This window comes from Acetobacter estunensis (assembly GCF_019083805.1).
GTDB classification, from domain to species: domain Bacteria; phylum Pseudomonadota; class Alphaproteobacteria; order Acetobacterales; family Acetobacteraceae; genus Acetobacter; species Acetobacter estunensis_A.
In genome coordinates this window covers 200,328-222,788 of the sequence record NZ_JAHRDV010000004.1, presented here as the reverse complement: position 1 = coordinate 222,788, position 22,461 = coordinate 200,328, and the positions used below count along the sequence as shown (strand labels likewise).

The 22,461-nt window shown below is 61.9% G+C and carries 22 protein-coding genes; 19 read left to right on the top strand and 3 right to left on the bottom strand.

The window, feature by feature from the left end; all coding sequences use genetic code 11:
* Positions 1-27 precede the first annotated feature (27 nt).
* The 3 genes from gcvH (at position 28) to KUA11_RS07325 (ending at position 3,770) form a co-directional block, all read left to right on the top strand.
* Positions 28-393 carry a glycine cleavage system protein GcvH gene (gene gcvH / locus KUA11_RS07335; protein WP_166313063.1) on the top strand — a complete coding sequence of 122 codons (366 nt, stop codon included), beginning with the start codon at positions 28-30 and terminating at the stop codon, positions 391-393.
* Positions 394-465: 72 nt separating this feature from the next.
* Complete coding sequence (gcvP, locus tag KUA11_RS07330; protein WP_217409665.1) at positions 466-3,330, top strand: aminomethyl-transferring glycine dehydrogenase; 2,865 nt, start codon at positions 466-468, stop codon at positions 3,328-3,330.
* Between the two features lie 56 nt (positions 3,331-3,386).
* Positions 3,387-3,770, top strand: a complete 384-nt coding sequence (locus tag KUA11_RS07325) for a helix-turn-helix transcriptional regulator (protein ID WP_166313065.1) — start codon at positions 3,387-3,389, stop codon at positions 3,768-3,770.
* Positions 3,771-3,791: 21 nt separating this feature from the next.
* Here the strand turns inward: KUA11_RS07325 and KUA11_RS07320 are convergent, their stop codons facing one another.
* Positions 3,792-4,682, bottom strand: a complete 891-nt coding sequence (locus KUA11_RS07320; RefSeq protein ID WP_217409664.1) for an NAD(P)-dependent oxidoreductase — start codon at positions 4,680-4,682, stop codon at positions 3,792-3,794.
* A 205-nt stretch (positions 4,683-4,887) separates the two neighbouring features.
* Here KUA11_RS07320 and KUA11_RS07315 point away from each other — a divergent pair, with 205 nt between their 5' ends.
* Entirely contained in the window at positions 4,888-5,499 is a 612-nt protein-coding gene (locus KUA11_RS07315; protein WP_217409663.1) for a protein-methionine-sulfoxide reductase heme-binding subunit MsrQ, read from the top strand.
* Between the two features lie 2 nt (positions 5,500-5,501).
* On the opposite strand, the gene KUA11_RS07310 is transcribed toward KUA11_RS07315, so the two are convergent.
* Together KUA11_RS07310 and KUA11_RS07305 are read right to left on the bottom strand one after the other, a co-directional pair.
* Positions 5,502-6,167 carry a uracil-DNA glycosylase family protein gene (locus KUA11_RS07310; protein WP_217409662.1) on the bottom strand — a complete coding sequence of 222 codons (666 nt, stop codon included), beginning with the start codon at positions 6,165-6,167 and terminating at the stop codon, positions 5,502-5,504.
* Positions 6,168-6,249: 82 nt separating this feature from the next.
* Positions 6,250-6,843 carry a LabA-like NYN domain-containing protein gene (locus KUA11_RS07305; protein ID WP_166313069.1) on the bottom strand — a complete coding sequence of 198 codons (594 nt, stop codon included), beginning with the start codon at positions 6,841-6,843 and terminating at the stop codon, positions 6,250-6,252.
* Positions 6,844-6,963: 120 nt separating this feature from the next.
* On the opposite strand from KUA11_RS07305, the gene folK reads away from it, so the two are divergent.
* From folK to KUA11_RS07230, 15 genes are all read left to right on the top strand, one after another.
* Positions 6,964-7,476 (top strand): 2-amino-4-hydroxy-6-hydroxymethyldihydropteridine diphosphokinase, encoded by a 513-nt coding sequence (folK, locus tag KUA11_RS07300; RefSeq protein WP_217409661.1) that lies wholly within the window; start codon positions 6,964-6,966, stop codon positions 7,474-7,476.
* A gap of 66 nt (positions 7,477-7,542) precedes the next feature.
* The gene (rpoZ, locus tag KUA11_RS07295; protein WP_166313071.1) at positions 7,543-7,929 is read left to right on the top strand and encodes a DNA-directed RNA polymerase subunit omega; all 387 of its coding nucleotides are present in this window, start codon (positions 7,543-7,545) and stop codon (positions 7,927-7,929) included.
* A 197-nt stretch (positions 7,930-8,126) separates the two neighbouring features.
* Positions 8,127-10,334: a RelA/SpoT family protein gene (locus KUA11_RS07290; protein WP_217409744.1), complete on the top strand. Its 2,208-nt coding sequence runs from the start codon at positions 8,127-8,129 to the stop codon at positions 10,332-10,334.
* Positions 10,335-10,347: 13 nt separating this feature from the next.
* The gene (acpS, locus tag KUA11_RS07285) at positions 10,348-10,758 is read left to right on the top strand and encodes a holo-ACP synthase (protein ID WP_217409660.1); all 411 of its coding nucleotides are present in this window, start codon (positions 10,348-10,350) and stop codon (positions 10,756-10,758) included.
* A gap of 109 nt (positions 10,759-10,867) precedes the next feature.
* Entirely contained in the window at positions 10,868-11,659 is a 792-nt protein-coding gene (gene lepB, locus KUA11_RS07280; protein WP_217409659.1) for a signal peptidase I, read from the top strand.
* A gap of 19 nt (positions 11,660-11,678) precedes the next feature.
* Entirely contained in the window at positions 11,679-12,413 is a 735-nt protein-coding gene (gene rnc / locus KUA11_RS07275) for a ribonuclease III (RefSeq protein WP_264805612.1), read from the top strand.
* Positions 12,410-13,306 carry a GTPase Era gene (gene era / locus KUA11_RS07270; protein ID WP_217409658.1) on the top strand — a complete coding sequence of 299 codons (897 nt, stop codon included), beginning with the start codon at positions 12,410-12,412 and terminating at the stop codon, positions 13,304-13,306. The genes rnc and era overlap by 4 nt, the downstream gene beginning before the upstream one ends.
* A 151-nt stretch (positions 13,307-13,457) precedes the next feature.
* Positions 13,458-14,195, top strand: coding sequence for a UMP kinase (pyrH, locus tag KUA11_RS07265; RefSeq protein WP_217409657.1), 738 nt, complete (start codon positions 13,458-13,460; stop codon positions 14,193-14,195).
* A 120-nt stretch (positions 14,196-14,315) separates the two neighbouring features.
* Positions 14,316-14,837, top strand: a complete 522-nt coding sequence (gene frr / locus KUA11_RS07260; RefSeq protein ID WP_194303189.1) for a ribosome recycling factor — start codon at positions 14,316-14,318, stop codon at positions 14,835-14,837.
* Between the two features lie 97 nt (positions 14,838-14,934).
* On the top strand, positions 14,935-15,609 hold the full coding sequence (uppS, locus tag KUA11_RS07255; protein WP_254454759.1) for a polyprenyl diphosphate synthase: 675 nt from the start codon (positions 14,935-14,937) through the stop codon (positions 15,607-15,609).
* The gene (locus KUA11_RS07250; RefSeq protein ID WP_217409655.1) at positions 15,606-16,481 is read left to right on the top strand and encodes a phosphatidate cytidylyltransferase; all 876 of its coding nucleotides are present in this window, start codon (positions 15,606-15,608) and stop codon (positions 16,479-16,481) included. The genes uppS and KUA11_RS07250 overlap by 4 nt, the downstream gene beginning before the upstream one ends.
* Before the next feature lie 69 nt (positions 16,482-16,550).
* Positions 16,551-17,708, top strand: a complete 1,158-nt coding sequence (gene dxr, locus KUA11_RS07245) for a 1-deoxy-D-xylulose-5-phosphate reductoisomerase (protein WP_217409654.1) — start codon at positions 16,551-16,553, stop codon at positions 17,706-17,708.
* A gap of 57 nt (positions 17,709-17,765) precedes the next feature.
* A complete protein-coding gene (rseP, locus tag KUA11_RS07240) occupies positions 17,766-18,872 on the top strand; it encodes an RIP metalloprotease RseP (protein ID WP_217409653.1) in 1,107 nt (368 codons plus the stop codon).
* Positions 18,873-19,116: 244 nt separating this feature from the next.
* Positions 19,117-21,552, top strand: coding sequence for an outer membrane protein assembly factor BamA (bamA, locus tag KUA11_RS07235; protein ID WP_254454757.1), 2,436 nt, complete (start codon positions 19,117-19,119; stop codon positions 21,550-21,552).
* Between the two features lie 7 nt (positions 21,553-21,559).
* Positions 21,560-22,444 carry an OmpH/Skp family outer membrane protein gene (locus tag KUA11_RS07230; protein ID WP_217409651.1) on the top strand — a complete coding sequence of 295 codons (885 nt, stop codon included), beginning with the start codon at positions 21,560-21,562 and terminating at the stop codon, positions 22,442-22,444.
* Positions 22,445-22,461 lie beyond the last annotated feature (17 nt).

The window sequence follows — 22,461 nt, the reverse complement described above, 5'->3', positions numbered from 1 at the left end:
ATGGGGCTGCGTAAGGGGAGGTGGGGAATGACACTTTATTTCACCAAGGAACATGAATGGCTGCGCGTCGAAGGCGATGTGGCGATTGTGGGAATCACGAAGCACGCGGCAGAGGAGTTGGGGGAAATCGTGTTCTTTGAACTCAATGTTTCCGCAGAGGATGTGCAGCAGGGCGATTCCGTTGCCGTGGTGGAATCCGTGAAGGCCGCGTCGGATGTCTACGCGCCGGTGGATGGCGTGATTGTCGAAGGTAATCCGGATCTTGCGAACAATCCTGAACTCATCAGCAGCGATCCGGAAGGAAACGGCTGGATGCTCAAGCTGCGCCTTACCAATGAGAGCCAGCTTGCCGGGTTGCTCGACGCGGATGCCTATGCGGCCCTGATCGGCTGACGGTTCTGAAACGCGGCAGATACGCCGCGTTCCATCTTCATATAAAACACCCTGTCTCTGTAAGGATGAATCGTGACCGTCTGGACCAGCCTCAAGCCGTCTGCCGATGCTTTCGCTTCCCGTCATATCGGCCCGCGTGAGGCCGAGATTGTGGCCATGCTGTCTGCGCTCGATGTCGGCAGCGAGGCGGAACTGCTTGATCAGATCGTGCCCTCCACGATCCGTTCCGAGCGGCCGATGGGGATTGGTCCCGGTTGGTCGGAGGTCGAGGTTTTGGCGCGACTTCGCGAACTGGCCGGGCGCAACACGGTCATGACCTCGCTGATTGGGCAGGGTTATTACGGCACGGTCCTGCCGGGCGTGATCCAGCGCAACATTTTAGAAAATCCAGCGTGGTACACGGCCTATACGCCCTATCAGCCCGAGATCAGTCAGGGGCGTCTTGAGGCGCTTTTGAACTTCCAGACGCTGGTGTGCGAACTGACGGGGCTGGACATTGCCAACGCCTCCCTTCTGGATGAGGCGACGGCCGCAGCCGAGGCCATGGCGTTGGCCAAGCGTGTGGCAAAGTCGAAGTCGGACGTGTTCTTTGTGGACGCCGATACGCATCCGCAGACGCTCTCGGTTCTGAAAACCCGTGCCGAGCCATTCGGATTCCGCATTGTCATCGGTGATCCGGCGACGGATCTCGATCCGTCCGCCGTGTTCGGCGCGCTGTTTTCCTATCCCGGTAGCTCCGGGGCGATCCGCGACCCGCGTGCGGCCATCAAGGCTCTGCACGCGGCGGGGGCGATTGCCGTGATGGCGGCAGACCCGCTGGCGCTGACGGTGCTTGCCGCGCCGGGCGATCTGGGCGCTGATATTGCTGTTGGCTCCATGCAGCGTTTTGGCGTGCCGATGGGTTTTGGTGGCCCACATGCGGCCTATATGGCTGTGCGCGATGCTTACAAGCGCAGCATGCCGGGGCGTCTGGTGGGTGTGTCCATCGATGCATCCGGACAGCCCGCTTATCGACTGGCCCTCCAGACCCGTGAGCAGCACATCCGCCGTGAAAAGGCGACATCGAACATCTGTACAGCACAGGTGCTTCTGGCCGTTATTGCCAGCATGTATGCGGTTTATCACGGTCCTGAAGGGCTGGTGGCAATCGCAAAACGTGTGGCGGGGCTGACGGCGGCTTTGAGCACGGGCCTGCGTTCGCTTGGCGTGCATGTGGATACGGAATGTGTGTTTGACACGCTCACAGTGCATGTCGCGCCTGAGGAGGCAGAGACGATTCATGCTCGCGCCGTCGCGGCCGGGATGAACTTCCGCCGCACGGGGGCGGGTGTGATCGGTCTGTCACTGGATGAGACGACGACACCCGAAGTGGTGGAAGCCGTGTGGCGTTGCTTCGATCCGGAATGTCCGGTGGGTGCGCTAGCCGCTGCCGCGAACGGATGTCCGGAACTCTCCGCTGCGGTTCCGGCCGGACTGCGTCGTGAAAAGCCGTTCCTGTCTCAGGAGGTGTTCAACACGCACCGATCAGAGACGGACATGCTGCGCTATCTCCGTCAGCTTTCCGACAAGGATCTGGCGCTGGATCGGTCCATGATCCCTCTCGGCTCCTGCACGATGAAACTGAATGCCACAGTGGAGATGATGCCCATCACGTGGCCCGGTTTCTGCGATCTTCACCCTTTTGCGCCTGCCAGTCAGACGCAGGGATATGCCGAACTGTTCCGCGATCTGGAGAGCTGGCTCTGCGCGATCAGCGGTTATGACGCGATTTCGCTCCAGCCCAATTCCGGCGCGCAGGGTGAATATGCCGGTCTTCTGGCCATTCGTGGCTGGCAGCGTGCGCGTGGGCAGACGCAGCGCGATGTGTGCCTGATTCCAGCTTCCGCACACGGCACGAACCCGGCTTCCGCCCAGATGGCGGGAATGAAGGTGGTGGTCGTGCGGTGTGACGCCAGCGGCAATGTGGACATGGAGGATCTGAAGGCAAAGGTCGCGCAGCATGCGGACACGCTGGCGGCTATCATGATCACCTATCCCTCCACACATGGTGTGTTCGAGGAAAACGTGCGTGACATCTGCGCGCTGGTGCATGAGGCGGGTGGGCAGGTCTATCTCGACGGCGCGAACATGAACGCGCAGGTCGGACTGTCGCAGCCGGGAAAATATGGCGCAGATGTCAGCCATTTCAATCTGCACAAGACGTTCTGCATTCCTCACGGCGGCGGTGGCCCCGGTATGGGGCCGATCGGCGTGCGCGCTCATCTTGCTCCGTTTCTGCCGGGGCGCCCGGAGGAAGGAGAGGCGCTGGCTGTGTCGGCTGCCCCCTTCGGCTCCGCGTCCATTCTGCCGATTTCATGGGCCTATATCCGCCTCATGGGCGATGCCGGACTGGCAAGGGCGACCACGCTTGCGCTTCTGAACGCCAATTACATCGCAACCCGTCTGTCGGGGGCATATCCGATCCTGTATCGGGGTGTGAACGGGCGTGTGGCGCATGAGTGCATCGTGGATCTGCGGCCTATCAAGGAGACATCGGGCGTCACGGTGGATGACATTGCCAAGCGTCTGGTGGATTTCGGGTTCCATGCGCCGACGGTGAGTTTTCCGGTGGCGGGGACTTTCATGATCGAGCCCACTGAATCCGAAGGAAAGCGCGAACTGGATCGGTTCTGCGACGCCATGCTCGCGATCCGTGAGGAGATCCGGCAGATTGAGGACGGTCGTGTCGCTGTGCAGGATGCGCCGCTCCGTCATGCGCCGCATACGGCCCGCGATCTGGCGTCCGAGTGGCAGCGGGTGTATTCACGCAGTGAAGGGTGCTTCCCGCCCGGAGTGGATCCTGCGACGAAATACTGGCCAGCGGTCGGGCGTATCGACAACGCGCATGGGGATCGCAATCTGATCTGTTCCTGCCCGGAACCTTCCGTTTACGAATGAGTTTGAAGTCTCAGGAAACGCCGTCCAAACGGCGTAATCTTCGAACGGGACATGCAATGGCACGAGCGCCGTCCGCTCTGAAGGCGGAGTTGGGGAGTCATGAAACGCTGGGACAGCGTATTCGCGCGCTGCGGCAATATGCGGGCATGACGCAGGCCAAACTGGCCACGGTGCTGGGGCTTTCACGCAGCGCGATTGCACATTGGGAGACGGACCGGGACGGACGTGTGCGTCAGTATCTGCCGCGTCTGGCCGAACTTTTCGAAGTGCCGCTTGAGGTTTTTCTCAATGGCATGGCTACGCAGGAAGCCGTGGTCGAACTGACCATCGATGAGGTGGATCTTCTGCGTCTCTACCGCAGCCTTGATGTGGGAGAGCGGCTTTCCGTGCAGCGCTCGATCATGCGTCTTCTCCGGCGCAGACAGAAGGCGGCCCCGTAGGCCGCCTTTCCTGAGCTGATGTCAGCCGTCATTGGCGACTGTGCGTTCCATCACACGGATCAGACTGGAATAATCCTCATTGGGCGACAGGCGGCGCGTCAGTGAAAGCTGCTGTGTGGTGGCGGCGAGCGTCGGCACCGGCACGGCTTCGCGGGCTGCTGCGTCGAGCAGGAGGCGCATGTCTTTTTGCATCAGGCGTGCGGGGAACTGCGGTGCGAAGTCACCCTCCTTCGCCGCTTTGAGCTTGCGCTTGTGGTGGGGGGAGATCACCGCCACCTGATCGAGTGCGTCGAACAGCATGGACCGGTCGAGTCCTGCGGCCAGACCATAGCCCACGGCTTCGGCCAGAGCGGCGAGACCGGCTCCCATGATCCCGTTGATGACGAGCTTGAGGCGGGCGCCGCTACCTGAGGGACCAGCGTGAATCGTGATTTTTCCGATGGCGTCGAAGATGGGCGCGGCGTTCGTCACATCTTCTTCGCTGCCGCCGGCCAGCACGACCAGAGTGCCCGATTGCGCTTCCGGTGTGCTGCCGGACACAGGAGCATCGATGACGGTGACGCCGGCTTTCTTTCCCGCTTCAAGCAATTCCATGGTGGCTTCGGGGGAGACGGACGAGGTGTTGATGAGCACACTGCCGCGCTTCATGCCCGCGAGCGTGCCATCCGCGCCATACATGGAGGCCGCCAGCGCCTCATCGTCCGGCACGCAGGCAATAACCACATCGGCCTGTTCTGCCAAAGCCTTTGGGGAAGGAAACATGACGACGGCAGGGTCCGGGCTTTTCCCCGAGGGTGTGTAAGCGGTGATTGTATATCCGGCGGTGCGCAGATGTGCGCCCATGCGGCTGGCCATGGCGCCAAAGCCGATGAAGCCGATCCGGGGCGTATTGGCGGGCGAGAGTTGGGGCATGGGGGAGGTGTCCTCCGAAGAAGGGAAGCGGCAGGCGAGCCGGTTGCGGATCCGTTCCTGTCCGTGATGAGGAAAGACTGAAAGCTGCGTAGGAAAGGGTCAAGGGAGAGAAGGCTTCTGAAAACGCAGGCGTGATCGCGCTCTTGCCTGTTCCCGCCAGTATGAAAGACGATAGACAGGATGTTCAGGACAGAGGACAGCCTTCATGAAAGCCCGCAACCGTCGCCAGCGTTTCCTTTCGCATCCTGTGGAGGAATGTCTGGTCTGGCTGCTTTTTCTGGTGCCGGCTGCATCGGAGTGGTGGGCAGCCCGGGCGGGAGAACTGGGCGCGCATCCCGTGACGCAGGCCGAGAAAGATCTTGGCCTGTGGGCCTTTCGTTTCCTGTTGCTGACGCTGGCGATTACGCCTTTGCGTCGTTACGCCCGTATTGATCTTATGAAGTGGCGTCGTGTAGCAGGTCTGCTGGCGTTTACCTATGCTCTGATGCATGTGAGTGTTTATGTCGTGGGGGAACGCAAGGCCGATCTGGCAGGGATTGTCCATGATCTTGCCAACAGGCTCTTTCTGCCTTTTGGGCTGGCCGCTTTTCTGATTCTTCTGGCTCTTGCGGTCACATCCCAGCAGTTTTCCATGAAGCTACTGGGACGTCGCTGGCGGATCCTGCACCGAGGCATTTACGCTGCGGCCATTCTGGTGACCGTGCACGATCTTCTGGGGCATAAGCACTGGCTTGGAGCGCCGCTGGTGTATGCTTTTATCGCTTGCGGACTGGTCGCCATGCGATCCGTTCGACGCCCGCCGGTCCGGCTGCTCTGAAATCAGAAGACGGCGCTATGCGTGTCGATTTCCTGACGAATGTCGCCAATCAGCCGGCGCAGCCCCTCGCGCGTGACCAGTCCTGTGGTGAGATTGCGGGCGGAGAGATGGTGCGTGTCCGCAATTCTGAGGCCATCGGGCATCGTTGTGAGCCGGTTATGGCGGAAACTTACGCGCGAAAGAGGGATGCCACAGGCCGCCACGGTGGCGTTGTGGGCGAGTAGGCCAAGCGCCAGAACGATCCGCAGATCGGCCATGGTCTGGAGTTCCGAGCGCAGGAACTGGTTGCAGGTGGCAATTTCGGAAGGCTGGGGCAGCCCGGCTGGCGGGGCGCAGCGCATGGCCGAGACCATGCGGGCGGCGGTGGGTGTGAAGCCCTGTGCGTTTCCGCTCTGCGTTGCGCACGTTCCGAACGCGAACTCTTCCAGAATTTCGTGCAGCAACTCTTCCGCCTGAAGATCGGGAAACAGAGTGTTCGTGCCATCGGCGTGAGGTGCAGGTGCAAGTCCTACGATGAGAAGGGGAGCGTTCTGCGGTCCGCGTGGCGGAAGAGGGGCATGTCCCGGTGACAGAGCGCGACTCTGAACGATCCGCGGGCAGAGCGGGCAGTCCGCCGCAGGCTCATGAGCGAGGGCGGTATCGATGACGGGAGAGGGAAGGACGCTCATGATGAGATGGGGCTCCGGTGTCGGGAAGCGGTGCCCCTGCCTCGGCGAGCGTCAGTCGGGCCGAGGGCAGGGGCAGGCCGGATCATTCCTCTTCGCTGGCCTGATCGGCCGGGTGGCGAATCGGCGCCTGTTTCGGGCGGGGTTCGGTCTGGCGGCGGGTGATGTCTTCGGCAATGTCGGCCAGTTCGATGAACTGATCGGCCTGACGACGTAGGTCATCGCCGATCAGCGGCGGTGAGGAGCGCATGGAGGAAATGACCGATACGCGCACGCCCTGCCGTTGTACGGCCTCCACCACACGGCGGAAATCGGAGTCGCCCGTGATCAGGATGGCATGGTCGATGTGCGGAGCGGCCTCCATCATGTCCACCGCGATTTCGATGTCCATGTTGCCTTTCACACGGCGGCGACCGCTCTGATCGGTGTATTCCCGTGCCGTCTTCGTGACGAGGAAATAGCCGTTATAAGACAGCCAGTCCGTGAGCGGCTTGATGGGCGAATATTCATCGGTGTCGAGAATAGCGGCGTAATAATGGGCGCGAAGCAGATGCGTGCGTTTTGTGAAGAAATCCAGCATCTTGCGGTAATCAACGTCGAAGCCGAGGCCGCGGGATGCGGAATAAAGACTTGATCCGTCAATGAAGAGGCAGGTGCGTTCGGTATTGTGAATGATCATGCAGTTGTGTCTTCCTTGAATGCGCTGGAGTTTTTGATAAACAGGTTAAGTTTCCGTTATATCAGTCCACTAATCGTTGTTTTTTGACGTGAGGACGGTGAGGAAGAAAAGGGAGCTTCCGTGAAGGTTGTCATCGCCATCGGCGCCAACCTGGCTGGTCCAGACCCTCTGACCGGTGCCCTTGTGTCGCCGTCCGCGACATGTGACGCGGCAGTGGAAGCCCTGCGCGCCACGCCCGGTCTGGAAATCGTTTCGGTTTCTCCATGGTACGAGAGTGAACCGATCCCTCCATCCGGCCAGCCTCCCTACATAAATGGGGTGGTGGTCGGCAAGACCTCTCTCTCTCCTGTTGTCCTCCTTGATACACTTCATCACATTGAGGCACAGTTCGGACGCCAGCGCAGTGTCGTTAACGCGGCACGTACGCTCGATCTCGACCTCATCGATGCGGGTGGCCTGATTCGTACGGAGGGCCGTCCCCTGCTTCCCCATCCACGCGCGACCCAGCGCGCTTTTGTGTTGCTACCTCTGCGCGATGTATGGCCGGATTGGCGCGATCCGCTCACAAAACGCACGGTGGAGGATTTGGTTTCCGCTCTGCCGCCCCAGACAATCCGCCGTTTGACGCCGTGATCGCTTCCCTCGGGCGCTGTGGGATGCTATGAGAGGTCTCTTAATGGATTTCCTGGAGGCCACTTCATGGCGCGCGTCACGGTCGAAGATTGCGTCGACAAGGTACCGAACCGCTTCGAACTGGTTCTTCTGGCCGCTCAGCGGGCGCGTAATCTCGCTCGCGGCGAGGAGTTGACGGTCGATCGCGACCACGACAAGAACCCCGTTGTCGCCCTGCGTGAAATTGCGGACCAGACTGTTCCGCTCGAGTCGCTGCGCAACGATCTTGTCCGCTCGCTCGCCCGTGCGCCAGAACCTGAGCCTGCCGATGAAGAGGTTCTTGACCTCATTCCGACCGAGCAGAACATCTTCGGACTACAGGAAAGCTCGGCCGAAGAGGAAGTGACCGATCTTTCTCCTGAAGAAATGAAGGCCGCGTTCGAGGCCGAGATGTCAGGTCGCGGCAAGCGCTGACACTCTGAATTTGCCTCCGGGCTTTCGGGTTCGGAGCATGAATCTGGAGATGGCGTTATCCCCGTGAGTGTTCCCGTTCCGTCTCTCTTCCGCTTCTGTCTTTTGGACGGAGGGCGGTTGTGAGCGGTGATCAGGAACTCTTTCCGGGTGGACGTGGCAGCCCCCTTCTTCCGCCGGTTCTGGCGCAGGATGAAGGGATGGATATTACGCCCGATCGTCTGATCCGGCGGATACAGCGATATAATCCCACTGCCGACGTGGCGCTCGTGGAACGTGCCTTTGCCGTGGCACGGGACGCGCATGAAGGCCAGTTGCGCGATGCGGGTGATCCCTACATCACGCATCCTCTGGCGGTCGCGATGATTCTGGCGCGTTTCCATATGGACGTGCCTTCCATCGCCACCGCTCTGCTCCATGACACGATCGAAGACACGGGCATTACGGTGGAGACGCTGCGCGAGCAGTTCGGTCCCACCATTGCCGAGCTTGTGGATGGTGTCACCAAACTCACTCGTCTGGAACTCCAGTCCGACCGGACCAAGCAGGCCGAGAATTTCCGTAAGCTCGTGCTGGCGATGTCGCGTGACATTCGCGTGCTCATCGTCAAGCTGGCGGATCGTCTGCACAATATGCGCACGCTGCATTTCGTGCAGCGCGAAGACCGTCGCCGCCGTATCGCGCGCGAGACCATGGACATTTATGCGCCGCTGGCCGGACGCATCGGTATGGATCGGGTCAAGACCGAATTGCAGGGTCTTGCCTTCGCGCAATTGGAGCCGGAGGCCGATGCCACCATCCGCGCCCGCCTGAACTATCTGCGCGGGCAGGGTGCGGACATCATTGAAGACGTCCGGCGCGAACTGCTGCATCTGTGTCATGAAGCCGGGATCGGCGATGTCGAGGTAAAGGGGCGCGAAAAGTCGCCCTATTCCATCTGGGAGAAGATGCAGCGCCGCAATGTGGCGTTCGAGCAGCTCTCCGACATCATGGCGTTCCGTATCATCGTTGACACGCGTGAGGAGTGCTACGCCGCTCTCGGTGCGATCCATGGCGCGTTCCCCATGATCGCGGGGCGCTTCAAGGACTATATCTCCACGCCCAAGGCCAACGGCTATCAGAGCCTGCACACGGGTGTGACGTTGCGCCATCCGCGCAACCAGAAGATCGAAGTGCAAATCCGCACCCACGAGATGAACGACATCGCGGAAAACGGTGTCGCGGCGCACTGGGCCTACAAGCAGATGCCCGCCGGGGATGCTGCCATCGAGGCCGCGCAGGGGATGAAACGGCCCCGCTGGGTGCAGGATCTTCTCGAAATCCTTGAAGATTCGGCGGCGCCAGACGAATTCCTCGAAAACACCAAGCTGGAACTTTATCAGGATCAGGTCTTTTGCTTCACGCCCAAGGGGCAGCTCATTCCCCTGCCGCGTGGTGCCACGCCCATCGACTTTGCCTATGCTGTGCACAGTCAGGTGGGTGATGCCTGCGTCGGCGCGAAGGTGAACGGGCGGCTGGTGCCTCTGCGTCATGAACTCCAGAACGGCGATCAGGTCGAGATCATGACCGCGCGAGGTGGTGCGCCGTCGCCGTCATGGGAACGGTTCGTTGTCACTGGCAAGGCCCGCGCACGCATCCGTCGTTATGTGGCGCAGCAGCAGCGACAGGTCTCGCTCGATTCTGGTAAGGCTACGCTCGCCAAGGCTTTCCGACAGGAAGGTGTGGATGGGTCCGAGAAGGTGCTGGAGACGCTGCTCAAGGATCTCAAGCAGGCATCGGTCGAAGACCTGTATGTGGCTGTAGGCACCGGCAATATTGGTCCGCGCGACGTCGTGCATGCGGCCTATCCGGAACTCAAGCGTACCACTCGCGGCCCGCGCATGATCCCGGGACTGGCCGCCCGTCCTCCCGTCGCACGGCAGAAGGCGACGAGTGGGGGCAGCGCACCGCTGGTCGGGTTGGGATCGGGGATTGCGGTGCATTTCGCCGGGTGCTGCCATCCACTGCCGGGCGACAAGATCGTGGGTGTCGTGGCGACAGGCAAAGGCGTGACCATTCACGCGGCCAACTGTCAGACGCTTGAAGCTTTCGCTGCCACGCCTGAGCGGTTTCTGGATGTGGACTGGGATTACGCAGCGCTCGGCAAAGGGGGCGCGTCGTCCGCCGGGCCCTTCATCGGGCGGGTGACGGTGATCGCGGCCAACGAACCGTCCACGCTCGCCGCCATCACCAATGCTGTCTCCAAGCAGGACGGCTCGATCGTGAATCTCAAGATCGTGCACCGGCAGCTCGATTTCATGGAAGTGCTGGTGGATGTGGAGGTGCGCGACCTCAAGCATCTGTCCAGCGTCATTGTGGGGCTGCGGTCGTCCGAAGGAATCTCGCAGGTCGAGCGGGCGCGGTCGTGAGCCGGAGCGCGGCATGATTATCGGCACCGGCATGGATCTGTGCGACATGCGTCGCATCGAGCGGGCCATCGAGCGCTTTGGGGAGCGGTTTCTTCTGCGCGTCTTTACGGAAACGGAGCGCGCCCGGGCCGAACGGCGGCAGGGGGCGGCCCGCATCGGGGCCTATGCCAAGCGCTGGGCGGCCAAGGAAGCCTGCGCCAAAGCGTTGGGTACCGGCTTTGCCGTAGGTGTGTTCCATAGCACGATCGGCGTGAGCAACCGGCCTTCCGGGCAACCCGATCTCACCCTGACCGGAGGGGCCGCCGCCCGACTGGTGGATATGGTGCCGCCCGGTCATGAGGCGCGTCTGCATCTCAGTCTTACGGACGATACGCCCTATGCGCTGGCACAGGTCATCATCGAGGCCGTGCCGTCCGCGGGTTGACAGCGGGGCAGGCGGGCGGCTTCATCCGGCTCCCCGATGGTGCGCCCTGCCGGCATACGCGCCGACAATACCTGACGGAATGGCGGAGATAACGGACAGAATGACGCGGATGAACGACACCACTTCAACGGAAAAGCCGCAGCGGCAGGGCGAAAGCCTCTTCCAGATGGTCCGTTCTTTCGTGAGCGTGGTGCTGCTTGTGCTGGTGGTGCGGACGTTTCTCTACGAGCCGTTCAATATTCCTTCCGGCTCCATGATACCCACGCTTCAGGTGGGGGATTATCTGTGGGTGTCCAAATACAGCTACGGATATTCGCGCTATTCCTTTCCGCTTTCCCCGCATCTGTTCGACGGGCGCATCTGGGGTGCCGAACCGCACCGGGGCGACGTGGCGGTGTTCCGTTTCACCAAGGACACGTCCATCGACTACGTGAAGCGCATCATCGGCCTGCCGGGCGATCATGTGCAGGTGCGTGAGGGACAGCTTTATCTCAATGGTGCGCCGGTGCCGTGCGTCCCGCAGGGCGGTTACACGGAGGTCGATGAAAACCATCTCCAGACCGAAGGACGCGAATGTCGCGAGACGCTTCCGGGAAGTGCCGGCGCCGCGCCCGTGACGCATGGCGTGCTGCGTTTCACCAATGAGGGCATGCAGAACGACACGCCGGAATATGTCGTGCCGCCGGGCTATTTCTTCGCCATGGGCGACAACCGGGACCATAGCGCCGACAGCCGTTTCATGGGGGAAGGCAGCGAGGATCTGGGGTTCGTGCCCATGGAGAACCTCGTTGGTCGCGCGGGGATGATCTTCTTCTCGGTGGATTCGACGCATCCCTTCTGGCAGTTCTGGACGTGGCCCACGGAGATCAGGTGGGCACGTCTTTTCCATGTCGTGCATTGACCGGTCGGGAGACGGAAACGTGGAAACCCCGGAACTGGGCGCGCTTGAGCACCGCATTGGGCATCGCTTTGCGAAGCCGGATCTGTTGCGTGAGGCTCTGACACACCGCTCGGCCGCGCACCAGCAGGCCACATCGCGGCGTGGACGCCGCAGCGGTACCAAGGGCGAAGGGTCCAACGAGCGTCTGGAGTTCATTGGGGATCGTGTGCTCGGGTTGCTGATGGCCGAATGGCTGCTGGAGCGTTATCCGGGCGAGCAGGAAGGCGCGCTCGGATCGCGGCACGCGCATCTTGTCTCGCGCACGGCTCTGGCAGAGATCGCGCAGCGCATGGGGCTGCCGGAAGCCTTGAACGTGGCGGCGCACGAGGAGCGGATCGGCATCCGCGAGACGGCGAATGTTCTGGCCGATGCGCTGGAGGCCATTCTGGGTGCGCTGTATCTGGATGCGGGACTGGCTCCTGCGCGGGCGCTCGTGCGGAGATGGTGGGCGGATTTTATTCAGGCGCAGGCGAAGCCACCCAAAGACCCCAAGACGGGCTTGCAGGAATGGGTGCTGGCGCGGGGCATGGGGTTGCCGGTCTATGAAACGATCAGCGCCGATGGACCGTCCCATGCGCCGCACTTTGTCATGGCCGTGAAGGCGGCCGGACTGGTGGGCGAGGGTGAAGCAGGCAACAAGCGTGCAGCGGAAAGCGCGGCGGCGGCGGATCTGCTGGCGCGCCTGATGGCACAGCGGGGAACGGGATCGAAATGACCGAGACACGATGCGGCTTCGCGGCGCTGGTGGGTGCACCGAACGCCGGAAAATCCACGCTGCTCAACCGGATGGCGGGCGCGAAACTCTCCATCGTCAGTCCCAAGGCGCAGACGACGCGCTTTCGGGTGCTGGGGATTCTGATCCGCCATCACACGCAGATCCTGATCGTGGACACGCCGGGTATTTTCCGTCCGCGCCGCAAGCTCGATCGCGCCATGGTGGCCGCTGCTTGGACCGGCTCCGATGACGCGGATGTCACGGTTCTGCTGGTGGACGCAAAAGCCGGTCTGGATGAGGCTGCGACGGCGGTGATCGACCGTTTGGCGCAGTCGAAGCGGCGTGTGTGGCTGGCTCTCAACAAGACCGATCTGGTGACGCCGCAGGCGCTTTTGCCGCTCACAGCCGCCATTGCGGAGAAATTGCCGGTCGAGCATGTGTTCATGATCAGTGCCCGCTCGGGCAGCGGCGTGGACGATCTTCTCGATAAACTGGCCGAGAGCCTGCCTGTCGGACCATTCCTCTATCCTGAAGACGACATGACAGACCTGCCCGACCGTCTTCTGGCGGCGGAACTGGTGCGTGAGCAGATCTTTCTTCAGACGCATGAGGAGGTGCCCTACGGCGCCACGGTGGAGACCGAAAGTTTTGCCGAGCGGCCCGATGGTTCCGTGCGCGTGGATGTGACGATCTATGTCGCTCGCGCGAGCCACAAGGCCATCCTCATCGGGGAGAAAGGACGGCGGATCCGCGAGATCGGGCAGAAGGCGCGGCTCCAGTTGGCCCGGCTTCTGGATCGTCCCTGTCACCTGTTTCTCAACGTGAAGGAACGGGCTGGATGGGACGAGGAGCGAGCCCGTCTGCGCGCGCTCGGACTGGACGACAACGCCTGACAATTTCGCCAGCGGGACGGGGAAAGGCCTGTTCCGTTCTTGTGGGATGGGACGTCGGGCGATATGAGGGGGCCTCGGACCCTGTGGGTCACGGTCCGCTTGGAGCGTGGCGGATGCGGGGCATGTCCGATCGTCCGTGCATTGAGGCAAGATGAATACCACCGCTCAAGGCTCCGCCGCACCGCGCCGCGTCCTCCTGAAACTCTCCGGTGAAGCGCTGATGGGTGGCGCCCAGTATGGCGTCGATGCCCAGACGGTGGACCGCATCGCCAGCGACGTGGCCGAAGTGTTCCGCAGCGGCGTGCAGATCGGCATCGTGGTCGGCGGCGGCAACATTTTCCGTGGCCTCACCGCTGCCGCGCGCGGCATGGACCGCGCGCAGGGCGACGCCGCCGGGATGCTGGCGACTGTCATAAACGCGCTGATGGTGCAGAACGCGCTCGAACGTCAGGATGTGCCCACGCGGGTACTCTCGGCCATTGAGATGTCGTCCATTGCCGAGCCTTACATCCGTCGTCGCGCCGTGCGTCACATGGAAAAAGGGCGCGTCGTGATCTGTGCTGCCGGCACGGGCAATCCCTTCTTCACGACGGATACGGCGGCGGCGCTGCGTGCGGCTGAGCTGGATTGCGATCTACTGCTCAAGGGCACACAGGTGGATGGCGTGTACAGCGCCGATCCGCGCAAGGATCCCAATGCCGTGCGTCATGACAGACTGACCTACATGGAAGTCCTTTCGCGCGACTTGAATGTCATGGACGCGGCCGCCATCAGTCTGGCACGTGAGAATCGCCTGCCCATCGTGGTCTTCAATCTTCACGAAGATGGATCTTTTCAGCGCGTGATGCGTGGCGAAGGCCCCTATACCCGTATCGAGGAAACCGATTGATTCAGCGCAAGGACGCGCGCTGAGCGTTGTGATTGAACCGGAGCACCGGTTGCTTCCGGTCTGTTTGGGAGAACCGTCGTGGCGGAACTGAATACGCTTATCGAGGATCTGACGCGCCGCATGGATGGTGCGCTGGACAGCCTGCGCCGGGACTTCGCCGGACTGCGTTCGGGGCGTGCGAATGCCGCCCTTCTGGAGCCTGTGCGGGTCGAGGCCTATGGCGGTGAGGTGCCTCTCTCGCAGGTGGCGACTATCGCCGTGCCCGAAGCCCGTATGCTGAGCGTGCAGGTGTGGGACCGCGCGCTAGCGGCCGCCGTGGAAAAGGCCATCCGGGATTCGGGGCTCGGCCTCAATCCGGCGGGTGAGGGCCAGACGATTCGCGTGCCCATTCCGCAGTTGACCGAAGAGCGACGCAACGAACTCGCGAAAGCGGCGGCGCGTTATTCCGAAGGCGCGAAAGTGGCGGTGCGCGGCGTGCGGCGCGACGGCATGGACAAGACCAAAAGCTTCGAGAAAAAGGGCGACATCAGCCAGGACGATGTGAAGGTCTGGTCGGACGCCATTCAGAAGTTGACGGACCGCTACGTGAAGAGCATCGACGAAATGCTCGCGGAGAAAGAACGCGAAATCAAGCAGGTCTGATTCCACGATGCCCCTTCCTCTGGGAGCCGTAGCACAGGGTGCGGTCCCGGCCGGAACATCCACGGATGGTTCGGTGCCCCAGCATGTCGCCATCATCATGGACGGAAACGGTCGCTGGGCCGCGTCGCGCGGACTGCCGCGCATTGCGGGGCATCGGGCAGGGGCGGAGGCGGTGACACGTTGTCTGAGGGCGGCGCGCAGGCAGGGAGTGGAGTATCTGACGCTCTACGCCTTCTCTTCCGAGAACTGGCGACGCGGCCCCGATGAGGTTGCGGATCTCACGGGTCTGCTTCGGTTCTATGTGCGGCACAAGGTGGCGGAACTTCACCGTGAGCAGGTCCGTATCCTGTTTGTGGGAGAAGTGCACCGTTTCGGGTCGGATTTGTGCGACGAACTGGCGCGGGCCGAGCAACTGACGGCTCACAATACGGGCCTCACGCTGCTTCTGGCGTTGTCCTATGGCGGTCGCAACGACATCGTGCAGGCGACGAAAGCCATCGCGCGGGCCGTTCAGCGGGGTGAACTCGATCCCGATGCGATCGATGAGAACATGATGTCGCGGCATCTGTTGACGGCGGGTATTCCCGATCCCGATCTCGTGGTGCGCACCAGCGGCGAGCACCGTATTTCCAATTTTCTTCTGTGGCAGAGCGCTTACGCGGAGTTCGTGTTTCTCGATTCGCTGTGGCCGGATTTTGATGAAACGACCTTTGCGCAGGTGCTGGAAATCTACGGTCGTCGGGAACGTCGCTTCGGCGCGCGTCCGGCGTGAGTGAGGCGTCCCGCCCGCGTTCTTCTGGATCGAACTGGAAGGATCTGCGTCCCCGGCTGATTTCGGCTGTTGTGCTGATCCTTGTGGCCGGGAGCGCCATCTGGGCCGGTGGCCCGTTTTATGAAGCGCTCATTCTTCTGGCCATGTGTGGCCTCGCTTCCGAAATGGCGACTCTGTTTGGCCTGTCGGTGCGTTCGTGGCGTGGCGTGCTGTATCTCGGGTGGGCCGTCTGCGCGGGGCTGGCCGCCTGTGCCGGACGCTGGAGCGCCATCGCGGCCTTTCCCATGACCGCTTTCCTTTTCGGTACACCGCTTTGGCTTGGCAACGCGGCCATCGTGGCGGCGGGTTCTGCGTTGCTGTGGCTTCGACTGCACACATTGCCGGGGGCATGGTCGGTGGTCTTCCCCATTGCTGTGGTGGTGGCCAGCGACAGTTCGGCCTATCTGGTCGGGCGGCTTGTGGGTGGACCGAAGCTGGCGCCGCGCATCTCTCCGGGCAAGACGCGCTCGGGGGCTGTGGGCGGTCTGTGCGGAGCGGTTCTGGCGGGGATGCTTGTGGCATCGCTGGCGGGAGTGGACGGCATGATGGAGCGGACGTCCTTGCTTGTGCGAAGCGGTGTCTGGGCAGCCTTGCTGGGAGTGGTGGCGCAGGCGGGCGATCTGGCGGAAAGCGCGGTCAAACGTGCAAGAGGCGTGAAGGATTCCGGCACGCTGTTGCCGGGACATGGTGGCCTGCTGGATCGCTTCGACGCAATGCTGGCCGTGATGCCGCTTGCGGCCGTACTGTCATTGGCGGCGCAGCCGGGATTTGGGTTCTGGACAGTTGGACTGGCTGATCTTGTGAAGGCGATCAGTCACGTATTCGGACAATGAGAATGGGGGCGCAGGGACGCCTGAGATGAAGGCGTGCGTGCGGATGTTGGCAGTCAGGATGAAACAGGCATGAAGACGGTTACGGTTCTGGGCAGTACAGGCAGCATCGGCTGCTCGACAGTCGATCTTCTGCATCAGGCAGGCGAAGATGTTGCGGTGAAAGTGCTTGTGGGCGGGCGCAACGCGAAGCTGCTGGCCGAACAGGCCCGTGCTCTGCGTGCCGAACAGGCCGTGATTGCCGATGAAAGCCTTGTCGGGGAACTGAAGGCGCTTCTGGCGGACACGGATGTGAAGGTGAGCGGTGGCCGTTCTGCCGTGATCGAAGGAGCGGCCGTGCCGGCGGACTGGACCATGGCCGCCATCACGGGTGCTGCCGGTCTTGAGCCGACGCTTGCGGCCGTGCGCAACGGGGCGACCGTGGCGCTGGCCAACAAGGAAGCGCTGGTCTGTGCGGGTGACGTGATGCTGCGCGCCATCGCGGAGGCGAAAGCCACTCTTCTTCCGGTGGATTCCGAGCATAACGCGGTCTTTCAGGCGATGGCGGATCGTCAGGAAGCACAGGTCGAGAAGATCATCCTCACGGCGTCCGGCGGTCCGTTCCGCACCGCCACGCTGGAGGCGATGGAAGCCGCAACGCCTGCGCAGGCGCTCAAGCATCCGACATGGAGCATGGGGGCCAAGATCAGCATCGATTCCGCCTCCATGTTCAACAAGGGGCTAGAGGTGATTGAGGCGGCGCGTATTTTCGATCTGCCTGAGGAGCGCATCGACGTGCTCGTGCATCCGCAGTCGGTCGTGCATGGCATGGTGCAATACACCGATGGTAGCCTGATCGCGCAGATGGGTTCGGCGGACATGCGCATTCCCATCGCGCACTGTCTGGCATGGCCCGAGCGGATGCCCACCACGTCGCCGCGTCTGGATCTGGCGCAGTTCGGCACGCTGGTGTTCGAAAAACCCGATCCCGCGCGATTTCCGGCGCTTCGGCTGGCGCGACAGGCCCTGCGGGAAGGGGGCGCTGCGTCCACCATTCTCTCGGCGGCCAACGAGATTGCGGTCGAGGCCTTTCTGAACAATCAGATCGGATTTCTGGATATTCCGCGCATCGTCGAGAACGCGATGGACACGCTGGGCGCGCCGGTTATCGAGGATCTGGCTGCCGTGCTGCATTGGGACGCGGAGGCGCGTCGTGTGGCGCGTGAAGGGATTGTCAGGAAGGCGGCCTGACGCCGAAAGCCTGACGTGTCTATATGAAAGCGGGCGTGAAGTGAGGAGAACCCGGCCATGCATGACCTGATTCGAACGATACTGGCCTTTTGCGTGGTGCTGGGTGTGCTCGTCTTCATCCACGAACTCGGTCACTACCTCGCCGCGCGCTGGCGCGGCGTGAAGGTGGACACGTTCTCCATCGGCTTCGGTCCGCCGCTGTGGCGCTGGACGGACAAGGTGGGGACGGAGTGGCGCATTGGCCCGATTCCTCTGGGCGGTTACGTCAAGCCGCATGGGTTTGAAGGGCCGGAAGACGCCACCGAGGAACAGAAGGCCGCGTGGGAGCCCGGGCGGACGTTCCATGACAAGCCCGTCGGTTCGCGCATGATCGTCATTGCCGCTGGGCCGGTGTTCAATTTCGTGCTCGCTTTCGTGCTGTTTTTTCTGCTTTTTGCTTTCTGCGGTCAGCCGAGCGTGCGCAACACGGTTGCTGCAGTGATGCCCAATGGGGCGGCGGCGGCGGCGGGCGTGAAACCCGGCGATACAATTCTTGCTCTGGGGGAGCAGGCCACGCCTGACGCGCAGAGCGTGCAGAAGCTGGTGGCGGGTGAGCCGGGGCAGGCCACGACCCTGCACGTCAAGCGTGACGGCAAGGATATGACGCTGCCTGTCACGCTCGGGCGTATCACGCCATCGGGAAATGCCGCGCCCATCGGGCAACTTGGGATCGAGTTTGCAACGGAAACCGGTAAGCCTCAGCCACTTCCGCAGGCTGTCGTCAGTGGCGCGAAGGCCACGTGGAACACCATAACGCAGACGCTCGACGGGCTGTGGCAGATGGTGACCGGCCGGCATACGCCGCGTGATCTTGGCGGCCCGCTGCGGATTGCCCAGCTTTCCGGGCAGGTGGCGCAGTACGGTGTGGCCAGCATCCTGTCCTTCATGGCGCTTCTGTCGGTCAATCTTGGGCTGATCAACCTGTTCCCCATCCCGATCCTCGATGGCGGACGGCTGGTTTTTTATGTTCTGGAAGCGATTCGCGGACGTCCTGTGCCGAGGAAAATACAGGAGGTGGGCTTTCAGGCCGGATTCGCATTGATTGCGGGGCTTTTCCTGTTTTCCACTTTCAATGATCTTTCCAGCTTCGGCCTGTTTCACTGGATGGCCGCACTCATGGGGTGAGGCGTGCCGTCCCGGTGCCGGTTCTGACGGCACGATCTGGAGGGAGGCACGAGGAAAACCCATGAGACGACTTGCAGAATGACCGGAAGTTCGGATAGTTCCCCTCTTGAGGCGGAGTGTGTGTCCGGGGTCGTGGACCGTAAATGGAATGTGTTCCGCGTTCTTTCCCGGCGGTGTGTTCTGTCCGCGCCGCGGGGCAGGTCTGGTCGTGCAATATGGCTCCTGGACGGAAAGGGTGCTGGTGTTGAAGAGTAAACGTTCGGCTCTGCTTGCGTCGGTCTTCGTACTGCCGACGCTCGTATCCCATGCAGCCGAAGCTCAGTTCGCTCCACGTCACCAGAATCCTGTGGCTGCAAGAGCAGTGCTTGCGGGCGAAGGCGTGACGCGCGGCAGCCGTATCGAGGACATTCAGGTCCACGGCAACGACCGTATCGAAGAAAGCACCATCCAGTCCTATATGGTCTCCCGTGTGGGAGACCCGTTCAGTCAGGATGATCTCGATCGCTCTCTCAAGACGCTCTACGCCACCGGTCTGTTCAAGGACGTAACGATCAAGCGGTCCGGCACCACGCTGATCGTCAACGTGGTGGAGAATCCGGTCGTCAACCGCATCGTGTTCGAAGGCAATCATGCGGCCAAGGATGAAGACCTGACCAAGGTTATTTCCCTGCGGCCGCGTGCGGTGTTCTCGACGGACGAGGCATCGGCCGATCGGCAGAAGATTCTTGAGGTTTATGCGCAGAAGGCCCGTTACGGCGCGGATGTGACGCCCGAGATCGTCAAGCTCGCGCATAACCGCGTGGATGTCGTGTTTCGCATTTCCGAAGGGCCGCAGACGCTCGTCAAGCGTATCGCCTTCGTGGGTAACAAGTTCTACAGCGAAGCCCGTCTTGCCAGCGTTGTCTCCTCGAAGGAGACAGCGTGGTATCGCTTTTTCTCCTCGGCCGATCAGTACAATCCCGAGCGTCTGAAATACGATGGCGAACTGCTGCGTCGGTTCTATCTGGCAAACGGTTTTGTCGATTTCCAGATGGTCAACGCCACGGGTGAAATGTCGCCGGATCGCAAATCCTTCTTCGTGACGTTCACGATCAAGGAAGGACCGCGTTACCGGCTTGGCAAGATCGATATCCGCTCCAGCCTGCGCCATGCGCCAGCCGTGTCGCTGCGTAAGTATATCGAGCTGTTCCCCAATCAGTGGTACGACGGCAACGCGATCCAGCAGAACGCGACCAATATGGAGGAAAGCCTCCAGGCCGATGGCTATCCGTTCGCGGTCGTGCGTCCGTCCATTGCGCGCAATCCCGAGAAGCACATCGTCAACCTGCTCTTCGATGTGAGCGAAGGGCCGCGCATGTATGTCGAGCGTCTCGACATCAACGGCAACACCGTTACGCGGGACGACGTGATCCGTCGGCAGCTGCCGATGGCCGAGGGCGACCCGTACACGCCGGTTCTGCGTAAATATGCCAAGCAGTCGATGGAAGATCTGGGCTACTTCAAGTCCGTGAACATCTCCCAGTCGCAGGGTTCGGCGCCGGACAAGGTCAATGTGTCCACGGGTGTCGTGGAAAAGCCTACGGGTGAGTTCTCGCTCGGTGGTGGTTACTCCACGGACGTTGGCATCATCGGTAATATCGGCCTTAAGCAGCACAACCTGCTGGGAACGGGTGTCGATGCCGGTATCTCGGGCACGATGGCCTATTATGAGCGTCAGGCTGATATCTCGTTTACCGATCCGTACTTCCTGAACCGCAATCTCGTGGTCGGCGCGGATATTTTCTATATCAACAACCGTTACCAGACGTATCAGAACTATTCGGAAGGCCGGTACGGCATCACGCTCCGTATGGGTTATTCCTATACGAACCATCTGTCGCAGTCCTTCAACTACTCACTGATGGAACGTCACGTCGGCGGTGTGTGGGATCATTCGTCCCAGTACGTGTTGGACAATCAGGGGCATTCGCTGCTGTCGCAGCTCGGCACTACGATTCAGTATGACACGCGTGACCGTCGCATCATGCCGCACAAGGGATTCATCCTGCGGTTGGGTGGCGATTTTGCGGGTATCGGTGGTGACGCCAAATATGTGCGTGGCAAGTTCGATGCAGCCTATTACCTCCCGCTCGATGACCTGATGGGCAACCATGACTGGACCGTCGAGTTCAAAGGCGGCACCGGCTACATGACCGACTGGGGCGGTGGCAAGCAGTGGATCATCGATAACTTCTATCTCGGTGGTAACAATCTGCGCGGCTTCCTCGACGGTGGTGCCGGTCCGCGTGCGATCGGTCAGACGTGGCCGGAACTGGGGCCGAACGGGAAAGTCCGTGGCGGTGAAGATCTGCTCGGTGGTCGTTTTATCTATACCGCGTCCGCGACAGTTCACTTTCCTATTCCGTATGCGTCGTCGATGGGTTTGAGGGGACGTGCGTTTGTTGATAGCGGTAGTTTGGCCGGTCTGCGCGTTGCTCATCGTTGGACCAATAAAGCCAAGGACGGCGATTACTATCAGGGCGTGAGTGGCAACACGCTGACGCCGCGTGTGAGTGCCGGTGCCGGTATCTCGTGGCAGAGCCCGTTCGGCCTTCTCAATATCGATGCAGGCTTCCCGATCATGCGTAGTCGCAATGACCGCACGCAGGTTCTGCGCTTCGGCTTCGGCCAGCAATTCTGAGGTGACCATGTTTCGTTTCTCCCGGGCCACGCTGCTGGCCTCTTCTCTGCTTCTCGCGGGCAGTTCACTGCTATCCGGAGAGGCGGCCTTCGCGCAGGCGGCGGGTGGTGGCAGCGGGTGGTTCGTGCCCAAGACGGCGCATCAGGTGCCGCCGCCGGTTCATGGGCCGTCCCATGCGACACGTCCCGCGCCTGCGCCGCAGCCTGATGCGGACGAGGGTGGCGATGAGGGTGGTGGTGATGAAGGAAACGGTCGTCCGCCTCCGGTCCTTCCGCAGCCGGCCATTCCGCCCGCAGCCGATGTGGCGAAAGAAGCGGCTCCTCCGGCAGCTGTCATCGGCCTGATCAGCGTGGGTGACGTGATGCGTCAGTCCCTTGCGGGTCAGCAGGTCGAGCGCGAACTGGGTGGCCGTCGTGACGAACTGGCGCGCGATGCGCAGCACGCGCAGGCTGGCTGGCGTGAGGAGCAGCAGAAGCTGCAGGCCAATGCCAAGAGCATGACCGCCGATCAGATCCAGACGCAGGAGCGCAATCTTCAGTCCAAGGTGATGCGCGCGCAGCGGCAGTTCCGTGATCGCAACCGCATCATTCAGGAAGCGGCTCAGGTCGCGCTGGGGCAGATCGAGCGTGAACTGGTGCAGGTCATCCAGAAGGTGGCTGGCGCCCACGGCATGAATCTCGTGCTGCACAGCGAGCAGGTCGCTCTGCATGTGGATGGGCAGGACATCACCAACGAAGTGGCGTCGCAGCTCAACGCCGTGCTGCCGAAGGTCTATATCCCGGCGGCTGGTGAGGACCCTGAGGTTCTGGCGAAGTCGGGAAAAATGCCCACCACGGCTTCCCCGCCGCCGGGCCCGCAGGCGACGACCAGCCAGGCCGCGCCGCAGAAATGACGGGCGAGACGCGCTGA